The sequence below is a fragment of the Stenotrophomonas sp. Pemsol genome (assembly GCF_003586545.1).
Lineage (GTDB): Bacteria > Pseudomonadota > Gammaproteobacteria > Xanthomonadales > Xanthomonadaceae > Stenotrophomonas > Stenotrophomonas sepilia.
This window is the reverse complement of record NZ_CP025780.1, coordinates 1,874,733-1,892,937: the sequence shown is the minus strand read 5'-3', so window position 1 is coordinate 1,892,937 and position 18,205 is coordinate 1,874,733. Positions and strand designations below refer to the sequence as shown.

Here is an 18,205-nt window from a genome sequence, read left to right as displayed (position 1 = left end):
GACGGCCGGGGTGTTGCGCTTACTCGCCGCTGCCACCACCGCCGCCGGTGCTGGGCTGGGCGACTGCCAGGGCCAGGCTGTTGGCCTGCAGGTTGCCGGTGCCCGCGGCCACGTTCACGCCGATGTTGCCCGAGGCGCCGGAGAAGGCGCTGCCCGACAAGGCCGAGGTGTTGGTCGCGTTGACGTTCACCCAGCGCGTGGTGCTGACCGTGCCGCTGAGGCTGGCATACAGGTCGGCCACGCCCAGCTCGACGAACTGGCTGGTGCCACTCTCACGCGTATCGAAGCCCAGGCCACCCACCCCCGGCCGGTTGGGGTTCATCGTGGCGTTCTGGATTTCGTCGTCCAGGTCGATGTGGCCGGTGCTGCTGCCACCCGGGTGTGGCAGCTCGCCACTCCAGGTATCCAGATAGTAGTTGGCCATCTGATAGGCGTTGCCGGTACCGCGGTAGGTGCCGGCGCCATAGGCCAGGGTCAGGCCGCTGACGCCGCCACGCATGCCGACCTGCACGGTATCGGTGTAGGACTGCACGAAGCCGGCGTTGCTGACCGTGTTGCCGGTGGAGACCTGGTTGGAGCTGATGCTCGACTGCGCCACCGCGGTGGTCGCGACCGACGCCGCCAGCGCGTTCTTCTGCTCGTTGTTGTTGCCCGAAGCAATGTTGACGCCGATGTTGCCTGACGCACCGCCGAAGGCATTGCCACCGAGACCTGCGGCATTGGTCACGCCGGAGTTCATGGTCGCGTTGCCGAAGCCGGCCTGGTTGACGAACACCTCGGCGTCGGCCATGCCGAAGCTGAAGGACGCGTCGGCGGCGGACAATGACGCGGCATTGTCCTGGGCGTTGTTGTCGCCCGATACCACGTTGAAGCCGAGGTTGCCGGAGGCACCTGCGCCCACGCTGTCACCGATGGAGGCACTGTTGGTGACCAGGCTGTTGCTGGTGGCGTTGTTGCTGATCGACTGGCGGTTGTCGATCACGGCGATGGCCGCCGAGTCGAGGTCGATGTCGCCGGTGATGTTCGGGTCGCCGGAGAAATTGATGTCGGTGCTCAGTCGCAGGTCCTTCTCCAGGTTCACGTCGACGCCGTGGTTGTTCTTTTCCTTGCGTTCGTCGGCCTGGATGGTGCTGTGCTTCTGCACATTGACGTTGACGGTGCGGTTGCGCACGTCGTTGTCGGTATGGTTGTGCGTCTCGTTGCGGGTTTCGCTGACGGTGTGGGTGTGCTTGATGTTCGCGTTGGCGTTCTGGTTGTCCCAGCCATTGGCCGCAGCGGCGGTCGAGGCAGTGGCAATCGCCATGGCGAGCATGGTCCGTTTGACGGTCGCTTTCATGGTGCCCTCTCTCTCATCAGGTGGTGCATCGGTTGGGTGGTTGTCACGGGCGGTCCTGCACGACCAGGCCCAGCACATTGGCCGTGTCATTGCCGCTGCCCGCGATCTGATTGAGTTGCAGGACCCCGTCGAATCCCCGCAGCGCGGTGCTGGTGACACCGGCGCTGCGGGTGCCCGTCGCGACGCCGCGACCGGCGTCGTCCCGCCCCCCTGCCAACGCGGAACCCTCGGCGGCCAAGGCCGTATCGTCGGTTTCGCGTATGCCCTGTCGGGCCAGCGTCGCGCTGACGACGTTGAGCGTCGTGTTGGCGATGCCGCTGGCCTGGTTGATGGATGCGATGCCGCTGGCACCGGCCAGCGCCTTGCCATCGATGACGGCAGTGGCGTGCATCGGTGCACCCAGCACGCGGTTGCCACCGCGCAGTTGTCGGTTGCCGATCGAGACGTCGGCATGTTCGCCCGTGGCGATGCCGCGCAGGTTGGCCTGCATATTGAGGTCGCCGGCCGCCTGGTTGACCGCGATGGCGCCGTTCGCGCCGGCCAGTGCACGGCCGTCGATGCGGGCAACGTCGAGGTAGGCGAGCATGCCGCTGTAGTCATCGGCCTGCGCGATCAACGGCGTGGCAGGCAGGATCAGCAGCAGCCAGTGCGCCCGCCTCACTTGCCACCTGCCGGGGCCATGCCCTGCAGCGGGAACTGGCCGAGAGCGCCGCGCACGGTCTCGCCGATGCCGCGGGTACTGTTGCCGACCGCGCCGAGCGGCCCGCTCATGGCGCCACCGAGACTGCTGCCGACCATGCCGTCACCGTTGCGGCCGAGCGTACCGCGCAATGCCTGCTGCGTCACACGTTCGACCGTGGTGCCTGCGGGTGCGGTGGCTGTGGCGGCCTGACCTGCCCCCATGTCTGCGTAGTCCTCATCGCTCAGCTCGTCCATCCCGTTTGCCGGGGCACCCGCACCGAGGGCCGCTGCGATCTCGCGCTGGGGTTTCGGGTCGGCGATCAGCGCCATGCCGGGCGGCGCCATGCGATAGGCCGGGCGTGCGGACACATCACGCAACAGGACGATTTCGCCCGGTTGAGCCTTCACGCCCTGGCGTGCACCGGAGGCAGAGGCGCTCGCGCCAACCGACAGCAGGGCCATGGCCAGCGTTGCCAGCAGGCCGCGAATGGGGGTGATGCCGTCCATGCCGATCTCCCGTGGTGGGTGCGGCGGAAGCACGCATCAACCGTGCCAACCCTGCAAGGCTTGGCTGCCCTGGCGCCAGGCGCTGGCGGGCGTCGGGTGCTGCTGCCGCGCTGTTACAGCGGCGTCGGAAAAATGTTGGGGTCGCGCTGTACCTGGCGCCGCAGGGCAAGGCGGGCGCCCGACTGTCACACGGGTGTTACAGGTGCCGTCGCGGACTGTAACGATGCCGCTTCAGCCGGTGGTCTCTTGACGCGGCGCTTATTGCGCCGCCGTTTAGCGCAGCGCTAGGATCCGCCCATCAAAGGCCGCTGCGGTGGCCGTAGAGGGTCCCGGCGGAGGGCGGCACGCCGGTGATTGCCTGACAGTCCGCCGACGGTGTCCGGATGCTGGGGGAAGCATGGCGGCGGTCCCGGAGGCTTCTACATCACGTTGCGTGCTCTGGTTCGGCGAGCCGCTGGCGAACGAGCGCAGCGCGCTGGCGGCCGCAGGCTGGTACGTGCGCCGCATCCATCCCGACCCGGCGATGGCGATCGGGCTGCGCGGGCGTGATCGGCTGGTCGCTGTGCTGGATCTTCGCCATCTGGATACGCCCGCGCTGCAGTTGCTGGCGCCATGGATCGAACAGCACGTGCATCTGCCCTGGCTTGCGGTGCTGCCACCCGGCGCAGGGCCCACGCCTGCAGCGTGGCTGCCCTTGCTGCAGCGTTGCATCTCGCGGTTCACGCTGCCTTTCGGCCTGCAGGACCTGGTGGCTGCGATGCGCCAGCAGTTCGACGCGGATGATCCTTCTGCCAGCGAGGTATGCGGCGGCCAGGGGCCGCGCACACTGATCGGCGAGAGTCCTGCGTTGCATGCGGTGCGCACCGTGCTGCACAAGTTCGCGCCGGTCGAACTGCCGGTGCTGGTCACCGGCGAAACCGGTACCGGCAAGGAGCTGGCGGCTCACGCGCTGCATGCGTTGTCTGGCCGTGCGGGCAAGCCGTTCATCGCGATCAACTGCGGTGCCATTCCGGCCAGCCTGGTGCAGTCGGAGCTGTTCGGCCACGAGCGTGGCTCGTTCACCGGCGCCGACAAGCGCCAGATAGGCGTATTCGAAGCCGCACACGGCGGCACCGTGTTCCTCGACGAGGTGGGCGACCTGCCGGCGGAGGCGCAGACCAGCCTGCTGCGCGTGCTGCAGGAAGGCACCTTCGAGCGCGTCGGCAGCAGCCAGCCGCTGCGGGCCGACGTGCGTGTACTCGCGGCCACCCACGTCGAACTGGAGCACGCGGTGGCGCAGGGGCGGTTCCGCAGCGATCTTTACTATCGGCTCAATGTGCTGCGCCTGCTGATGCCGCCCTTGCGCGAGCGTGGCGCCGATGTGCAGCTGCTGGCCGAGCACTTCCTGCGCTGCTTCCGCCTGCGCCACAGCGTGCGTGCACGTGGCTTTGCGCCCGCTGCGCTGCAGGCGATGCGGCGCTTCGGTTGGCCCTGCAACGTGCGTGAACTGCTCAACCGGGTGCAGCGGGCGGCGATCATGGCCGAAGGCGAGCTGATCAGCGAGCGTGACCTTGAACTGGGTGGGGCCGAGCATGCGCCGCCGGGCGCGATGCTGCAGGATGCTCGCGGCCAGGCCGAGCGCGATGTGCTGCTGCAGACCCTGCGCCAGACCGGCTACAACGTCTCCGAGTGCGCACGGCAGATGCAGATCTCGCGGGTGACCGTGTACCGGCTGTGCCGCAAGCATCGGCTGGAACTGCCGGCGCAGCGCTGAGCGCGGATCATGGTTCGCCCGAACGGTAGCGGATGCGGTACAGGTCCAACCCCGCACCGTCTGCGCGCCGCGCCGAATAGGTCAAAGTGTCAGATTGCGAGCCATCCAGCATCGCACCGTAGCTGTCGCCGAAGGCTTCGTTCACCGGGGAGGGCAATGCATGGCCCGCGTCATAACGGCCTCCACGCTCGTAGCCAATGAACTGGCGCACCGGTGCACTGCCGAAGTCCAGGGCGCGGGCAAACACCACCGTTCGGCCGTCGCCGAGGAAAGTGGCATCGAACTCCTGCGCGGCGGTATTGATGCCACCGACCAGCGGCCGCGCCAGCTGCGCCACGCCGCCGATCATCGTGGCGCTGTAGAGGTCATGGCCGCCGGCACCGCCCGCGCGATCGCTGGAGAACAACAGCGTACGACCGTCCAGCGAGAGCATCGGCGCGAACTCGTCGGCCGCGCTGTTCACCGCGGGGCCCAGATTCTCCGGTTCGCCGAATCGACCGTCACGTCCAATGCTGACCCGGTACAGATCGTCGCCGCCCTGGCCGCCTGCGCGGTCCGAGCAGAAATACACGACGCGCCCATCTGCGGAGAACGCGGGATCGAAGTCGCGCCCAGCCGTGTTGAACGGTACCGGCGTCGCCGGCCGCCAGCGCTGCCCATCGTGGCGGGAGACCCAGATGTCATACCCGCCCGGACCGCCGGGACGGTTGCGGCTGAACCACAGTGCGGTGTTTCCGTCCGGGCTCAAGGTCAGTCGAATCTCGTCGTACTGCGTGGATGCAACGCCCGGGGCAAAGCGTTCGGCGGGGCCGATGATCTGCAGCGGCCTTGATTGAGACGCGGCAGGCGACGCAGCAACCAGCAGCACCACGGCCAACAGCGGCTTCATGCCTGTCGCTCGAAGTCGCTGACCCAGTTGGTTTCCCAGCTGCGGCCACCATCGGCTGAGGCCGCCTGTTCCCAGCGCGCCGAACGCGGGGTGATGCGTGACCAGATCACCCGCGTCTGGATTGTTCGACCGTCGAGCTGGTCTTCGCCGAAGAAGCGGCCGACACCATCCTCGAAACCACCGCGCAGCGGCGCGCCGATCCGGGTCGGCTCCCGGCCATCCAGCCACCAGCTCAGCCAGTGCTGTTCCGCCGCGTTCCAGGCGCGGATACCCATGCCGCGCACCGGTGCTCCAGGCACGTCCATCAGGTTGTCGCCCACGTTGCCGAATCCTCCCAGTACCGGCCAGTTGTGCAGGGTGCCGTTGAACGCGTCCCACGCATCACTGCCTGCCAGCCGAGCGCGCAGGCGACGATGGCGCACGTTCCAATGGCCCACCAGGAAATCAAAATCGCGCGGTGCATCCGGCAGCTTCGGAAGCGGAGAGGGGGCTGCCGCAGTGCGGCGGAACCAGTTGCGCCAGTTCACTTCCCAGTGCGCGCCGGCATCGTCGGAGAACGCCTGCTCCCACCACGGCTCCTCGCCATGGATGTCATGCCAGCGGAACCAGACGTCGATGGGGCGTCCCTTGAAGTGGTCACGACCACGGAAGCTGCCGCCATCGCCTTCGAAGGCGCCGCGCACAGGCGCTTCGATATGGGCAGGGTTGCGCCCATCGATCCACCAGATCGACCACGTGGAAGACACCGGATCAAACGCACGCACGCCCAGGCCCCTGTAGGGACCCGAAGGCAGCGCCATGACGTTGTCATCGATGGTGCCGAGTCCGCCCAGGGTGAGCCAGACCGCGCTGGCGCCGCTGAAGGCTTCCCAGCGGGTATCGCCCCGCAGGCGCTCCTTCAGCCGTTGGTGCCGGACCCGCCAGTTGCCCTGTAACCATTTCCAGTCTTCGCTGTGGCTGGCCAGGGGCCGCCCCGAGGGCAGGGCGCTTGAGGCTGCCGCCGCGGCCAAGGTGGCCAGGAACTGCCGTCGATCCATGTGCGTGACCCCTTGCCGGACGTGCCTCCATCGTTGCGGGTGCGAGGGGGATTGACCACGCAGATATCGGGGCTCAGGCTAAGCCACACTTATGGTGACCCAACGCCAGCTTCCATCGCTTGTCGCCATCCGCGCCTTCGAAGCGGCGGCGCGGCTGGGCAGTTTCGCCCGTGCCGCCGAGGAGCTCGACACCAGTGCGGCATCGGTGAGTTACCACGTGCGCCGGCTGGAGGCCCAGACCGGTACCTGCCTGTTCCTGCGCCATGCACAGCATGTGGAACTGACGGCAGCGGGTGCCAGCGTCGCGCAGGAGGCCACCCGGGCCTTCGACGCGCTTCGTGCCAGTTTCATGCGTGCCGCTGACATGGATGCGGCGCGATTGCGCCTGTCCGTATTGCCCACGCTGGGCACCAGCTGGTTGACGCCGCGGCTGGGCAGCTTCCGTGCCCGCCATCGGAACATCGTGCTGGAACTGGACCTGTCGGCAGAGCCCCAGGACCTGGCCGCCGGGCGTTTCGATGCCGCCATCCGCAATGGGCATGGCGGGTGGCCCGGGCTGCAGGCCACGCCCCTGTTCCCCAGCATTTTCACCCCGTTGTGCGCGCCAGCGCTGCTGCCGGCGGCAGACGGGCTCGGTCGCCGGGCGTTGGACGTTCCGCTGCTCGGCAGGCCCGACTGGTGGGCACTGTGGTTCTCCGCACATGGTGCCGTCCCGCCGCCGGCCGCAGAGAGCTTCATCACCCCCTTTGCGGTAGAGCATCTGGACGTGGGCGCGGCCATTGCCGGGCAGGGCATCGCCATTGCTTCGCCAATCCTGTTCCAGGCCGAACTGGACAGCGGGCGCCTGGTGCAGGCACATCCCGGTGTGGCCAGCGACGGGCGGGGTTTCTGGTTCGTCGCACCGACGGCGCGCAGCCGGTGCGCCAAGGTCATTGCGTTCGGTGACTGGCTGGGCGAGCAGGCCGCGCAGGCCAGGCATGCGGCGCGACATCATCTGGCGCGCACGGTGGCGGCATGAACCAGAGCCCCGAACTGCTGCGACGCCTGCTGCGTGCCAAGGACCGGATGGACCATGCCAGCCACGAGGACTGGCCGGTGGCCCGCCTGGCCGAAGTGAGTGCCGTATCCGCGGCGCATTTCGCGCGTTCGTTCAAGCAGGCATTCGGGCTGCCGCCGCACCGCTACCTGCTGAGCCGCCGCATCGAACGGGCCGTGGCGATGTTGCGTGACACCGACCTGCCGGTCACCGAGATCGCCGCGCAGACCGGCTGGAGCAGCCTGGGCACCTTCGGCCGCATCTTCCGTGACATCACCGGCGACAACCCGGGCAGGGTGCGTGCACGCGAGCGCATGCAGCCCCCTTTACGGGGCGCCGTGCCCGAGTGCCATGCGCGCTCCGCGCAACGCCCCCACCTGGAGACGTCCGTGCTGGAACAACGTCGCCGTGGCGCGCCGCCGGTGGCGCTCGCCGCAGGGGGTCAGGCCGGCACGGCAGGAGCGCCACGGGAACTGCCTGCATCGGCCGCAGTGGCGTTCCCGGCGATCACACTTTCAAGACCTGAAACGTCGGTATCCAGCAGGCAGGTCGCGAACACCAGGAAGCGGTAGGCGTCGGCGAAATTCGAGCCGAGCCCAAATGAAATCCTGACTGCGCCGCAGTCTCCCTTGTCCAGGATTTTCTCGTCGAAGGCAGTGCAGTCGAGGATTTTCCCGGTCTTGTCCAGTTCGCAGTGCTCGGCACCCGCGGTCGCGTAGGTCGCCTGCTGGACGGCGCCAAGGTTGCAGAAGCATCCATTGCGCAGGGTGATGCCGAAGCGGTCGGCCAGGTGCTTGATGCGGGCATGCGGCATGATCGAGCCATAGCAGTCGAAGAAGTTGAGCATCACCGTTGCTCCCTTGCGTTGTGCCGGCGGGCCGTACACGCAGCAAAGCGGTATGTCGCCGCGCACGGTATGGCGAAGCGCGGTAAGGCGCATCTCGATCCACCGGGCCAGTGCACCGGAACGCAGCGCCAGGGCCTCGACGCCGCCCATCCGCGCCACGAAGGCAAAACCTCGGGTGATCGCCGGGAACGCGGCGTAATTGGGTGTTCCGATCTCGAAGCGTTGCCCGGCGTCGCGATACAGCAGCCGCTCGGTCGGCGACCAGGGACCGGAGTAGTAGCAGACACCACCACCGGCAAAGGACGGTGGCCTGAGCAGTTGCAGTGACGAGCGGCGGGCAAGCAGGCAGCCCGCGCCGGTGGGGTAGCCAAAGATCTTGTAGAACGAGGCCACCACAAAGTCCGGTTGAAGGGTGCCGCAATCCAGCTGCGCCTGCGGGAGCAGGGCGGCCGCATCGCACAGCACCATCGCACCATGCGCCTGTGCGCGGGCAATCCAGGCGAGGTCATGCCGGGCGCCGGTCGCGTTGGACTGGGCGGGAAAAGCCAGCAGGTGCGGGGCGCCGTCGCCCAACCGCCGCAGCGCACGCCACATCAGGTCCTCGTGCAGCAGAAGGTCTTCGTCCAGAGGGATGTACTTCAGCGAGGCGCCCTTGGCCCTGGCGTATTCGCGCAGGCCATGCACCGATGTGTGATTGTCCTTGGTCAGCAGCAGCTGCGTGCCCGGCTGGAAGGGAAACGATTCCGCCACCAGCCGGATCGCGCTGCTGGCGTTGGCAGTGAATATCACCTCGTACTCGTCCGGCGAACAGCCGAAAAAGGCGTAGATCGCGTCCCGTGCCTGCTGGTAGGCGGTCTGCGAGGCCTTCGATCCGCTGTGCGGATTGCCCAGGATCGCGTGTTTCAACGCCTGCAGGTCCTGTTCGAGCAGGCTTTCGGGTGGCAGGGTACCGCCCACATGATCCAGGTACGTTACGGACTGCTCGTCCAGCCGTGCGTACTCCTCGTTGCGCATTTTCTCTACCGATGCGTCGGGGAATCCCGGATGCTCGGCCAGGAACTGCGCCCTGGCAGCGGTGAATGCAGCGAGCCCCTGCACCTCGTGCGCAGGGATTGCGCGCTCGGCGTCCGCGCCGGACGCGCGATGGGTCAGCTGCTGGCAGCCGACCAGTGGCGAGAAGTCGGGCGGCGCGATGTCCAGCGTCATGCCCGCATGGGCGGGATCAGCCTGGCCTCGCAGCAGCCAGGCCTCCACCCGGTAGCGCTGGTCGGGCACGTCCTTGCTGAACTGCGCCAGCATCAGGTCCAGGTAGTGCTCGCGGGTGCGGGTGTCGCACTGGTTGAACTCTTCGAGCAGGATGCAGGCGTTGAACAGGAACTCGCGCGCACCGGCCGCGTCAAGCGAAAACGACAGGGGATACAGCCCGGCAGGCAGATCGTTGGGCCTGGACAGGCCTTCGACTGCAAACGCCCGGGTGACCGGGGACGGGTCAGTCAGGCTCAGCGCCGCGTCCATCAGCCGCGAGGGCATGCCGAAATGCAGCTGCGATTGCTGGCGGGTGAGTTCGAAGAGCTGGTTGTAGTGGAACATCGTGGCATAGACACGCCCGCCCGGCCGCAGCACGCGGCGGAACTCCCTGGCCACGCGCGCCTTGTCCGGCGGGAACATCAGGCCGAAGCCACAGACAATCACATCGAAGCTGTTGTCCTCGAACGGAAGCTCTGCCATGTCCACGTCGGCCAACAGCGGAACGTGCTGTTGGAGCTCCGGGCTCAGGACGCGCCGGGCCATGTCCACCGCAATCTGCGAGAGATCGCTGGCCACCAGTCGCAAGCCCCGTGGCCGCGCAAGATCCTCATACAGGCTGGCGGTGATCACCCCGGTGCCGCACGCCACTTCCAGCACGTCCCTGACCACGAATCCGCCATCGATGTCACTGGCGATTTCCCTGGCCAGCAGCTTCCCGTAAGGGTGGAAAATGCGAGGACTCAATACCCGTTCATAGAATTCCATGAAGGTACTGAGTGACCAGCGGCTGTCGGACACAACTTTGCATTGGCCTTGCGCTACGTCCTGCATGGTGCGCTCCCTGGCGGCGTGATGGTGTCGATGGACCGGGCTGGCGCGGTTATCGCATGCGTCCTCATGCGCGTGCGTGATTCGCATCACATTAAGTCGACTTAATATTCGAGCGGATTATCCACCGTCGTCGAGTTGCGTATTCATCCTCCCCGCGCGGGTCACTAACCCCTGACTTCTTCACGCTCACCGTCCCGGCCACTGGCGCAGTTTTGGAGAAGCGGGTGCGGGCCGTGGGGGCGTAAGGTAGAGGCACTTGAGAGGAGGTGTTGCATGTCGGATACGGTAAACACGGTCGGTCTGTACGTACGCGACCAGGATGAAGCGCTCGCGTTCTACGTCGGCATGCTCGGTTTCGAAGTGCACACCGATGTGCGCAATGGCAGCTACCGTTGGCTGACGGTACGCAGCCCCGGCCAGGACGGATTCCAGCTGGGGCTGTTCGTTCCGGGCCCGCCCACCCACGATGCGGCCACCGCGCAGGCACTGCAGCAGCTGGTGGCGAAAGGCGCAATGCCGCCGCTGGTGCTGGCCGTCGATGACTGTCGGGCGCGCTATACGCAATGGCTGGCACGGGGCGTCGAGTTCACCCAGGAGCCGGTCGAACGCTACGGCGCCGTCGATGCCGGATTCCGTGACCCGTCCGGCAATGGCTGGAAGATGATCGAAGCCCGCTCTGAAGCGAGGCGCCGTCAATGAGCCGGGGTGGCTGGGCGCGGCCCGTGCATCGCTGGACCTCGATCGTCTTCACCCTGGCGGTGATCGCCAATTTCGCCGCTCGCGGGCTGGGACAGGGCGAGCCGGCAGCGTGGATCACCTATTCGCCGCTGCCGCCATTGTTCCTGCAGCTGTTCACTGGCCTGTACCTGTTCGTGCTGCATTACGCCGGGAAGCGCCGCAGCGCCGCACTGGACGCCGCAGGCTGAGGCCGACTCAGGCGGCAGCGTCGGCGGCGTAGGCCGCCAGCAATGCCGGCAGCTGGTCCATGCGCTGGAAGATCACCTTCGCACCCGCAGCGCGCAGGGCCTCCGGCGTGCTGTGGTGCGGGCCGCCCTCGCTGAAGCCAAACACGGTTGCACCCGCCGCGACGCCGGCGGTCGCGCCGGTCACGGTGTCTTCAATGACCGCGCAGCGCTTCGGATCCACACCCAGCGCGGCAGCGGCCGCCAGGTAGACGTCCGGGTGCGGCTTGGTGTTCGGCATGTCCTGGCCGCTGTAGACGTGGTCACCGAAGGCATCGAGGATGCCGACCTTGTCCAGCTGCAGCTTCACCTTGAACAGGTCGGCACCGGACGCGCAGGCAATGCGGCCACCGGTCGCTATGGCGATCGCACGCACGGCCTCGGGCGCCCCCTGGATCGCCTCAAGGTCCTGCTCCAGCGCACGATTGCGCTGCTGGCGGAATTCCTCCAGCCACTGCTCGGTGAACGGCTTGCCGGTGCGCTCTGCGATCAGCCCGGCCAGATGGGCCACGGATTGGCCCAGGAAGACCTCGCCGGCCTGCGCCGGGGTCAGCGGCCAGCCGCGTGCGGTCAGCATTTCCGAGAGCACGCGGGCCACCAGCGGCTCGGAATCGACCAGTACGCCGTCGCAGTCGAACAGCACGGCATCGAAGGGGAAACGGGACATCTACTACTCCGGGAACAGCCAAAAGGGCGAAGCGCCCGCCATTTTCCCATAGCGGGACGGGCAGGGCACGCTGGCCACAGGAACGCTAGACTGCCGGGCCACCTCACCCAGCGCCTGCACGGGAATACCCCTTGAACCGAGTGCGATCCCAGGCCCGGCACCATCGCCTCATCAGTGCCGGCATCGCCGGCGCGGTGACGCTGGCCGGCAGCTGCCTGCTCCCCGTCCTGGTGTTGCTGCTGCCTGCGGGATTCTCGCCAGGCGAGTTCATCATGCCCGTCGCCGACGGCGCCGCGCAGTTGCAGATTGCCAGCCTGGTCCTGCTGGGGTCTTGCGCACTGGCCACGTTTGCCGGCCTGTGGGCCAGCGCGCCGTCGCCAGAACCCGCATCGACGGCGCGCAGGATGGTGGCGTCGCTGATCCTGCTTGCCACGACGCTGCTGATCATCCTGGCCAGCATGGCCTACCTGATGCGAATGCTGTCCGGCGGGGCGCCAACGACAGGGCACGGGCTTGTCGTTGCCACCGTCGTCGGCGCCGCAGTGCAGTTCCTGGTTGCCAGAGTGCTGGCGTCACGATGGCTGCGCGTGCAGGCATCGTGACGTTCCTCTGCCCGCCGCTCAGCCCAGGTCACACCCTGCAGGCTGTGGCCAGGTGCTGGCCGGCAGCATGTTCTTCAGCGAGGCCGGTGCGTTGATCGCCACATAGCTGGCGCCCAGCAGCTCCTCCAGATCGGCAATCGTCACCAGGTAGTTGTCCAGGCTGCCCAGGTTGGCCTCGTTGGGAATGATCCAGCTGATCGCCTTGGCGGTTCCGGTGTTCGGGTCACGGGTGATGATCGTCTTCCAGAAGAACTCCGGGGTCGGGATGCCATGGCTGGCCAGGAAGTAATCGTTGGCGGCGTCGCCGTAGACCACACCACCGTAGACGTCCACCGGTGCGATGTCGCGGTAGCACTCGGCCACGTTTTCGGCCTTCACCCAGATGCCCTGGTTGAAGCTGGACACCTGCGGCACGATGTTGGTCATGTAGTTGGCGCGACGGATGTAGGTCGCGTCGTAGTCCATGTGGTTGGACGTGACCAGATGGCCACGGTCATAGCCGGATCTGATGCTGGCGTAGGACGCGGTGCTGGTCTGGCCCAGGCAGCCGGCCGGCAGGTCCGGGTCCTTGTAGAAGCTGGACGGCCGTGCGGCCGAACCGGTATCGGCAGTAAGCGTGTACTCGTAGCGGGTGGCGCTGTGGACGCTGCAGTCGTAGGTCAGCACGAAGCCGCCCTTGTTGAGGGTGACCACCTGGGCCTGTGCAGCACCGGCAAAAGCACTGAGTACGAAAGCAAAGACAAAGCCTGCAAGGCGCATTTCGATTCTCCAGCAGAAGATTCAGGGCGCAGCCGCCCGTCACGACCTGGCCGGGGCGAGGACATGCGGAGATGCTGCGGAGACGGATGCTGCGGATTGCGGTGGAACCTGGCCGCGTTGTTGGGCCATCAGCCCTGCGGTGTCATAAGCGTCACAAGCTGGCGCCTTGTGGTCAATGACGAAAGGGCGAAGCTGTGATCATGCGCAAGCACTGGTGATATGTCAGATCACGCGGCGCGTGGATGACACGCGCGCGTGCTAGGCGCCTGGCAGGCCTGCCAGCTGCGCGCCTGGGCCTGCGGCGGCGGGCGCTACAGGAATGTTTCCTGTTCTTCGTCCGGCGCCAGGCATGCGGCCTTGCTTTGCTCGGTCGAGTGCGCAATGGCCGCCTCGTCGAAACCGGCGCGGCTCAACCACAAACGATTCCAGCGGACCAGTGCGTCGCCGTCGCGTGCCAGGCAGGCATAGCGGACGATCGATTCCAGGTTGTCGATGGTCGGGTACTGCTGGGCGATTTCGTCCAGTCCCTGGCGCATCAGCGGCCAATCGGGCTTCGCCGCGCGGAAGTGATCGGGCGAATATTCGGTGGCCGACCAGTACAGCCGTGCGTAGCGCATGGCCCGCTTCTTCTTTGGTGCGCTGGCCATCGAGTGCCGCGCGAAGGCTTCCATCTTCTGCGCGCTGCCGCCCCAGGCCGGCGTGAAGTACTCCATGGCAATGAGGTGCAGTGGTTCGTAGTCGGGGAAGGCCTTCGCTGCGCGATCAACGAGCGCCAGCATTTCGTCGTCATCCGCGCTTTCGCGCAGCGCGATCAGCACGTTCATCTCGTGCCAGAACGGGTCGCCGCCAGCAACATCCTCATGCGATTGCAGGTAGGCCCGCGAAACCGCGTTGTACTCATGGAACTGTGCCCAGTCTTCGTCGTTGACGGTGTTGGCGTATCCGTTGCCGCGGTAGCTCCAGGCCAGGTTGAGTGGAATCCGTGCAGTGATCAGGTGGGCCGCCGCAGACTTCGGCGCGTGCTGAACCCAGCGCGCCGCCCATGCAGACCAGTCGTTCCAGGCTTGAACGTCCTGCCGCGACGTGCCGATTGCACGCGACATGCAGATGTAGAAACGGCCGAGCCGGGATTGGCCGGCGGCGTTGAGCTCGCCCTTGCGGAAACGCGCGGCCATCGCGTCGAGTGCCGCAAAGTCGTCGTTGGCCATCAGCCGCGCAATCTCCGCGCAGTCGTTGGCGGGTTCGGGGGCATCTTCTGCCAACACTGAAGGGGCGAACAGGCAGGCAACGCTGGAGAGCGTGCCTGCAACGAGCATCCTGTGCATCGGGGGCGTCCTTGCTTTGATGGGAGACTGCGGAGGGCCCGCAGTGCCTCGAAGCATAGCAAGGCGCGCTTTGCGGCATGTTGCGTCGCAAGGTGCCAGTCACCATTCGCACTGGTACGGTCCGACCCGTTGCACCACCACCGACGGGGAGAGACAACGATGCGCAAGGTTCTGCTGCTGTTGATCCTGCTGACCGGGCTGGCGCCCACGGCCCTGGCAGCCACGGTCAAGACCACCCATCGCACCCTCCCCAGCTGGGATGGCACGCCCCTCGGGGCCTTCGTCATCGAACCCCAGGAGGCCGGCAGTGGCCGCTATCCGCTGCTGGTGATGCCCAGCAGCTGGGCAGTGCCCAGCGTGGAGTACGTGGGCGTGGCACAGTCGCTGGCGCAGCGCGGCTATGTGGTCATCAGCTACAGCTCGCGCGGCTTCTGGGAGTCGGGCGGCAGCATCGACATCGCCGGGCCGGCCACGGTTGAGGACGTCAGTGCACTGATTGACTGGGCGCTGGACAACACCCGTGCCGACCCCTCACGAATCGGTGTATCGGGCATCTCCTATGGGGCCGGCACCAGCCTGCTGGCGGCGGCACGCGACCCGCGCATCAAGGCCGTTGCCGCGTTGAGCGGCTGGGCCGACCTGCAGGCGTCGCTCTACAGCCATGACACGCCCAGCGCGCAAGGTATTGCCCTGCTGGTGGCAGCCGGCCTGGCCACTGGCCGCCCCGGGGCGGAGCTGGCCACCATCAACGGCAATGTGCTGGTCGGCAACTACCAGGGGGCGGTGGACTCGCTGCTGCCGGTGGCGGCACAGCGCAGCCCGGCCAGCAGCCTTGATGAGATCAATGCCAACCAACCAGCGGTATTCCTCGCCAACGCCTTCAACGACAGCCTGTTTCCGCCGGGCCAGCTGGTCGACTTCTTCACCCGCCTGAAGGGACCCAAGCAGTTGCAGCTGCGCCATGGCGACCACGCCCTCAACGAAGCCTTCGGTGCGCTCGGCATTCCCAATGAGGTCTATGCCACGGTGGGCGACTGGTTCGACCACTACCTCAAAGGCGTCGCCAATGGCATCGATCGCCAGCCGGCGGTGCAGTTGAAGTCGCAGAAGGGCAGCTGGAGCCGTTATCCGGACTGGCAGGCCACCTCTACCGGCGCCGTAAGCTACGGGCTGACCGCGCCGACCGGGTTTCTGCTGCCCACCGGAGGGCTGGCCGAGAGCGGTGGCGGCACCGGTTGGAACTACCGGATCGGCAGCGGCCTGCTGACCGCCGCCAACTCCGGCGTGGTGATGGCGTCCGGCGCGCTGCAGATGTTCAACCTGCCGCCCGGCGCCTATGTGCCGTTCGTTGGCCGCAACGCCGCAGGCGTCTGGCAAGGCCCGATCTACTGGAGTGCACGCCGCCTGGATGGCGCACCGGAAGTGCGGTTGACGGTGACGCCCACTCGTGCCAACACCACGCTGTATGCCTACCTGTATGCCGAGGATATGCTGGGCAACGGCCAGCTGATCAGCCACAAGCCGTACACCCTGCGCGGTGCCACGCCCGGCCAGCCGAGAACCATCGATCTTCGCCTGGAAGCCAGCAGCTGGAACCTCCCGACCGGCAGCCGGTTGACCCTGGTGGTCGATACCGTGGACCTGCGCTATGCGGGCATCAGCCAGCTGGGGGGTGCGGTGACCTTCAGCTCGCCGGCCAACGCGCCTTCGGTGCTGAAGGTGCCGCTGCATTGATTCAAAGCCACACGGCCTTCGCTCGACGCCATGCCGGGCGAAGGCGTTTCCCGGTGGATCAGTTGCTCCGCACCCGTGCTGCGGCGGAGTTTGCGCGATTGATGCGATCCAGGTGCAGGGCAGGGTGGCGCGGCTCACTCCCCCTACGGCAGCAACACTCGGATCATTTCGTGCTGCCTGGACAGGTTCGCCCGTTGCACGAAACCCTGGATGATCGAGGCCGCCACCTTGCGCTGGTTGTCCATGTCCAGCAACGGTGCGATGGCCTGCCCGGAACCATGGGGGCTGTCGTGGAATGGGCAATCGATCGGACCTGCAGTGGTCAACGTCAGGATTGCCTTGGCCACGCGCGCCGACGGCGAATGCGGCGCATCGAAGATCACCAGCGTCCGCTCGTAACTGATACCCGTCGCACGTAAGGTCGAGTGCAGGGAATCCTCGATGGTCATGTGCGCGCCGAGATCCTGGGCAAGCGCAAGGAAGCAGTTGGCCGCCGTCGCCTTGCGCAGCGTTGCAGGGTCGGTGCGGATGATCATCGCGCAGTCGACGCCGGAGATCGGCACCTGGGTGACATCCAGGTACGGGTTCTGTGCCAGTGTCCCGATCAAGGCGAGATCGTCGCTGCAGCCGCACGAAGCGGCAGGTGCACCCAGGCGTTGCAGCAGCGCTGCGACCCGTTGCACGCCCCATTGCCGCCCGTGCGCCAGACGCTGCGCGTGGGTGCCCGACAGCGCGCCGTGATCGAATCCCGAGGCTGACGCCTGCATGCGCGCCTTGACCATACGCATGCAGGCATCGACCTGCTGCATGCAGTCCCTGTCATCGGCGAACACCGGCGCCGCCGAGATGCCATCGATCACCCGGCCGAACGTCGCCAGGTCGCCCTGCTGGTCGCGGTACCAGTCGTGGATGCGCTGCACGTTGCGGCGACGTTTCTGCAGTTTGTCCGCGCCTGGCCAGCCGGGATAAGCAGCGATCTCGCACAGCATGGTCAGGCCTTCCCACAGGTGGTACTCCATGCTGGGCAGGGGCAGCCGCCAGCGCTCTTCAGAACCGGCATCCTCGGCAATCACCAGGTGGTTGCGGATGATGTCCGACCACACTGTCACGGCCTCCACGGTATCGCGGCGCGGCGTGGTGACATCGATCAGTTCCATCAGGATCGGCCGCGGCGTCACCGGGTCATCGCCGGCAGGCGCCTTCGGATCCTTCACCCATCGCGCGTGCCAGGTATAGCCCATGCGATACAGCACGAACGGTTTGATGCCGTCGTTGAGGATGATGCCGGGTGGCGGCGGAGGGACAGGCGGCGGCTGGACGGGCTGCGGCAACGGTGGCTGCGGAGGGGGCAGCACGGACGGGCTTGTTACCGGCGCGGACGTGCCGATGCCCTTCAATGGCTCGCTGGTGAACAGATGCAGGCCCGCGCGGTCACGTTCGTACACCTTCCGGAACGTCTGCGGGTTGTCACATGTCACCAGGCACTGCTGGCCGGGCGGCACATGGATGTCCACCGATGCAAGATCCACCACCTGGCCGGCCAGCGGATTCTGGTTGGGTGGGAAGACGCTGATCTCCAGCGCGATGTTGAGGCCGGCACCCTGCATCACGTCGATCACGATGTCTTCAACACCGCCGTGCAGGGCGTCCTGTGCCGGGATCGGGATCCAGGGGTTGATCACCACCTGCGTGTCCCAGTCGGACCTGCCGAAATCGAACAGCGTCGGCGGCGGGTCTGCCGGGCGTTCAAGCAGTGCGTCCAGCGCATTGCCGCCCTTTACGTAGAAGAACATCAACGGCTCACCGGGTTTCAGGCTGTAATCCCGCCGTACCTTGCTGGACAGGCTGCGCAGCTGGTCCTTGATGTCGGCCAGGGCCTTCACCACGACCGAGCGGACGTCGGGATACACCTGCGCGTTGTTGATCTGCGCGGTGAGCTGCTTGCTGATGTGGCGCCGGGCCTCGCGTTCGGGCGTGCTCTCTTTCATGGT

At 66.8% G+C, this 18,205-nt stretch carries 16 protein-coding genes and 1 pseudogene; 7 read left to right on the top strand and 10 right to left on the bottom strand.

Annotated features, from left to right (window positions below; genetic code table 11):
• Positions 1-19: 19 nt before the first annotated feature.
• Genes PEM_RS08820 through PEM_RS08810 form a run of 3 tightly spaced genes read right to left on the bottom strand, consistent with a single transcriptional unit; the run spans position 20 to position 2,524 of the window.
• A complete protein-coding gene (locus PEM_RS08820) occupies positions 20-1,336 on the bottom strand; it encodes an adhesin (protein ID WP_111128118.1) in 1,317 nt (438 codons plus the stop codon).
• Between the two features lie 43 nt (positions 1,337-1,379).
• Entirely contained in the window at positions 1,380-1,997 is a 618-nt protein-coding gene (locus tag PEM_RS08815; protein WP_005416643.1) for a hypothetical protein, read from the bottom strand.
• Entirely contained in the window at positions 1,994-2,524 is a 531-nt protein-coding gene (locus PEM_RS08810; protein ID WP_111128117.1) for a hypothetical protein, read from the bottom strand. Before PEM_RS08810 ends, PEM_RS08815 begins: the two co-directional genes overlap by 4 nt.
• Before the next feature lie 397 nt (positions 2,525-2,921).
• Between PEM_RS08810 and PEM_RS08805 the strand changes: the two genes are divergently transcribed.
• A complete protein-coding gene (locus PEM_RS08805) occupies positions 2,922-4,277 on the top strand; it encodes a sigma-54 dependent transcriptional regulator (protein WP_119706096.1) in 1,356 nt (451 codons plus the stop codon).
• Between the two features lie 7 nt (positions 4,278-4,284).
• Here the strand turns inward: PEM_RS08805 and PEM_RS08800 are convergent, their stop codons facing one another.
• The gene (locus PEM_RS08800) at positions 4,285-5,166 is read right to left on the bottom strand and encodes a PD40 domain-containing protein (RefSeq protein WP_111128115.1); all 882 of its coding nucleotides are present in this window, start codon (positions 5,164-5,166) and stop codon (positions 4,285-4,287) included.
• Positions 5,163-6,203: a hypothetical protein gene (locus PEM_RS08795; RefSeq protein WP_111128113.1), complete on the bottom strand. Its 1,041-nt coding sequence runs from the start codon at positions 6,201-6,203 to the stop codon at positions 5,163-5,165. Before PEM_RS08795 ends, PEM_RS08800 begins: the two co-directional genes overlap by 4 nt.
• Before the next feature lie 91 nt (positions 6,204-6,294).
• Between PEM_RS08795 and PEM_RS08790 the strand changes: the two genes are divergently transcribed.
• The gene (locus tag PEM_RS08790) at positions 6,295-7,221 is read left to right on the top strand and encodes a LysR substrate-binding domain-containing protein (RefSeq protein ID WP_111128112.1); all 927 of its coding nucleotides are present in this window, start codon (positions 6,295-6,297) and stop codon (positions 7,219-7,221) included.
• Positions 7,218-7,655 (top strand): annotated as a pseudogene (locus PEM_RS20590) (helix-turn-helix transcriptional regulator); the annotation flags it as partial. The gene PEM_RS08790 and the pseudogene PEM_RS20590, both read left to right, overlap by 4 nt.
• A 26-nt stretch (positions 7,656-7,681) precedes the next feature.
• Here the strand turns inward: PEM_RS20590 and PEM_RS08780 are convergent.
• On the bottom strand, positions 7,682-10,252 hold the full coding sequence (locus PEM_RS08780; RefSeq protein WP_240431606.1) for an aminotransferase class V-fold PLP-dependent enzyme: 2,571 nt from the start codon (positions 10,250-10,252) through the stop codon (positions 7,682-7,684).
• Between the two features lie 186 nt (positions 10,253-10,438).
• Between PEM_RS08780 and PEM_RS08775 the strand changes: the two genes are divergently transcribed.
• Positions 10,439-10,864, top strand: a complete 426-nt coding sequence (locus PEM_RS08775) for a VOC family protein (RefSeq protein WP_111128111.1) — start codon at positions 10,439-10,441, stop codon at positions 10,862-10,864.
• On the top strand, positions 10,861-11,091 hold the full coding sequence (locus PEM_RS08770; protein ID WP_111128109.1) for a hypothetical protein: 231 nt from the start codon (positions 10,861-10,863) through the stop codon (positions 11,089-11,091). The genes PEM_RS08775 and PEM_RS08770 overlap by 4 nt, the downstream gene beginning before the upstream one ends.
• Positions 11,092-11,098: 7 nt before the next feature.
• Here the strand turns inward: PEM_RS08770 and PEM_RS08765 are convergent, their stop codons facing one another.
• The gene (locus tag PEM_RS08765; RefSeq protein WP_111128108.1) at positions 11,099-11,794 is read right to left on the bottom strand and encodes an HAD family phosphatase; all 696 of its coding nucleotides are present in this window, start codon (positions 11,792-11,794) and stop codon (positions 11,099-11,101) included.
• Between the two features lie 131 nt (positions 11,795-11,925).
• Here PEM_RS08765 and PEM_RS08760 point away from each other — a divergent pair, with 131 nt between their 5' ends.
• A complete protein-coding gene (locus PEM_RS08760) occupies positions 11,926-12,396 on the top strand; it encodes a hypothetical protein (RefSeq protein WP_240431605.1) in 471 nt (156 codons plus the stop codon).
• A gap of 18 nt (positions 12,397-12,414) precedes the next feature.
• Here the strand turns inward: PEM_RS08760 and PEM_RS08755 are convergent, their stop codons facing one another.
• Both PEM_RS08755 and PEM_RS08750 read right to left on the bottom strand, forming a co-directional pair.
• Positions 12,415-13,155 (bottom strand): DNA/RNA non-specific endonuclease, encoded by a 741-nt coding sequence (locus PEM_RS08755; RefSeq protein ID WP_111128107.1) that lies wholly within the window; start codon positions 13,153-13,155, stop codon positions 12,415-12,417.
• A 311-nt stretch (positions 13,156-13,466) separates the two neighbouring features.
• Positions 13,467-14,480, bottom strand: a complete 1,014-nt coding sequence (locus PEM_RS08750; RefSeq protein WP_111128105.1) for a DUF4034 domain-containing protein — start codon at positions 14,478-14,480, stop codon at positions 13,467-13,469.
• A gap of 159 nt (positions 14,481-14,639) precedes the next feature.
• Between PEM_RS08750 and PEM_RS08745 the strand changes: the two genes are divergently transcribed.
• Positions 14,640-16,214, top strand: a complete 1,575-nt coding sequence (locus PEM_RS08745; RefSeq protein ID WP_111128104.1) for a CocE/NonD family hydrolase — start codon at positions 14,640-14,642, stop codon at positions 16,212-16,214.
• 143 nt (positions 16,215-16,357) lie between these two features.
• Here the strand turns inward: PEM_RS08745 and PEM_RS08740 are convergent, their stop codons facing one another.
• Positions 16,358-18,202: a hypothetical protein gene (locus PEM_RS08740; protein ID WP_111128102.1), complete on the bottom strand. Its 1,845-nt coding sequence runs from the start codon at positions 18,200-18,202 to the stop codon at positions 16,358-16,360.
• Positions 18,203-18,205 lie beyond the last annotated feature (3 nt).

Bases quoted from the DNA above. Each gene is read 5' to 3' on its own strand.
- PEM_RS08820 (WP_111128118.1), bottom strand. From the start codon at position 1,336: ATGAAAGCGACCGTCAAACGGACCATGCTCGCCATGGCGATTGCCACT.
- PEM_RS08810 (WP_111128117.1), bottom strand. From the start codon at position 2,524: ATGGACGGCATCACCCCCATTCGCGGCCTGCTGGCAACGCTGGCCATG.
- PEM_RS08805 (WP_119706096.1), top strand. From the start codon at position 2,922: ATGGCGGCGGTCCCGGAGGCTTCTACATCACGTTGCGTGCTCTGGTTC.
- PEM_RS08800 (WP_111128115.1), bottom strand. From the start codon at position 5,166: ATGAAGCCGCTGTTGGCCGTGGTGCTGCTGGTTGCTGCGTCGCCTGCC.
- PEM_RS08795 (WP_111128113.1), bottom strand. From the start codon at position 6,203: ATGGATCGACGGCAGTTCCTGGCCACCTTGGCCGCGGCGGCAGCCTCA.
- PEM_RS08790 (WP_111128112.1), top strand. From the start codon at position 6,295: ATGGTGACCCAACGCCAGCTTCCATCGCTTGTCGCCATCCGCGCCTTC.
- PEM_RS08780 (WP_240431606.1), bottom strand. From the start codon at position 10,252: ATGCGAATCACGCACGCGCATGAGGACGCATGCGATAACCGCGCCAGC.
- PEM_RS08775 (WP_111128111.1), top strand. From the start codon at position 10,439: ATGTCGGATACGGTAAACACGGTCGGTCTGTACGTACGCGACCAGGAT.
- PEM_RS08770 (WP_111128109.1), top strand. From the start codon at position 10,861: ATGAGCCGGGGTGGCTGGGCGCGGCCCGTGCATCGCTGGACCTCGATC.
- PEM_RS08765 (WP_111128108.1), bottom strand. From the start codon at position 11,794: ATGTCCCGTTTCCCCTTCGATGCCGTGCTGTTCGACTGCGACGGCGTA.
- PEM_RS08755 (WP_111128107.1), bottom strand. From the start codon at position 13,155: ATGCGCCTTGCAGGCTTTGTCTTTGCTTTCGTACTCAGTGCTTTTGCC.
- PEM_RS08750 (WP_111128105.1), bottom strand. From the start codon at position 14,480: ATGCACAGGATGCTCGTTGCAGGCACGCTCTCCAGCGTTGCCTGCCTG.
- PEM_RS08745 (WP_111128104.1), top strand. From the start codon at position 14,640: ATGCGCAAGGTTCTGCTGCTGTTGATCCTGCTGACCGGGCTGGCGCCC.
- PEM_RS08740 (WP_111128102.1), bottom strand. From the start codon at position 18,202: ATGAAAGAGAGCACGCCCGAACGCGAGGCCCGGCGCCACATCAGCAAG.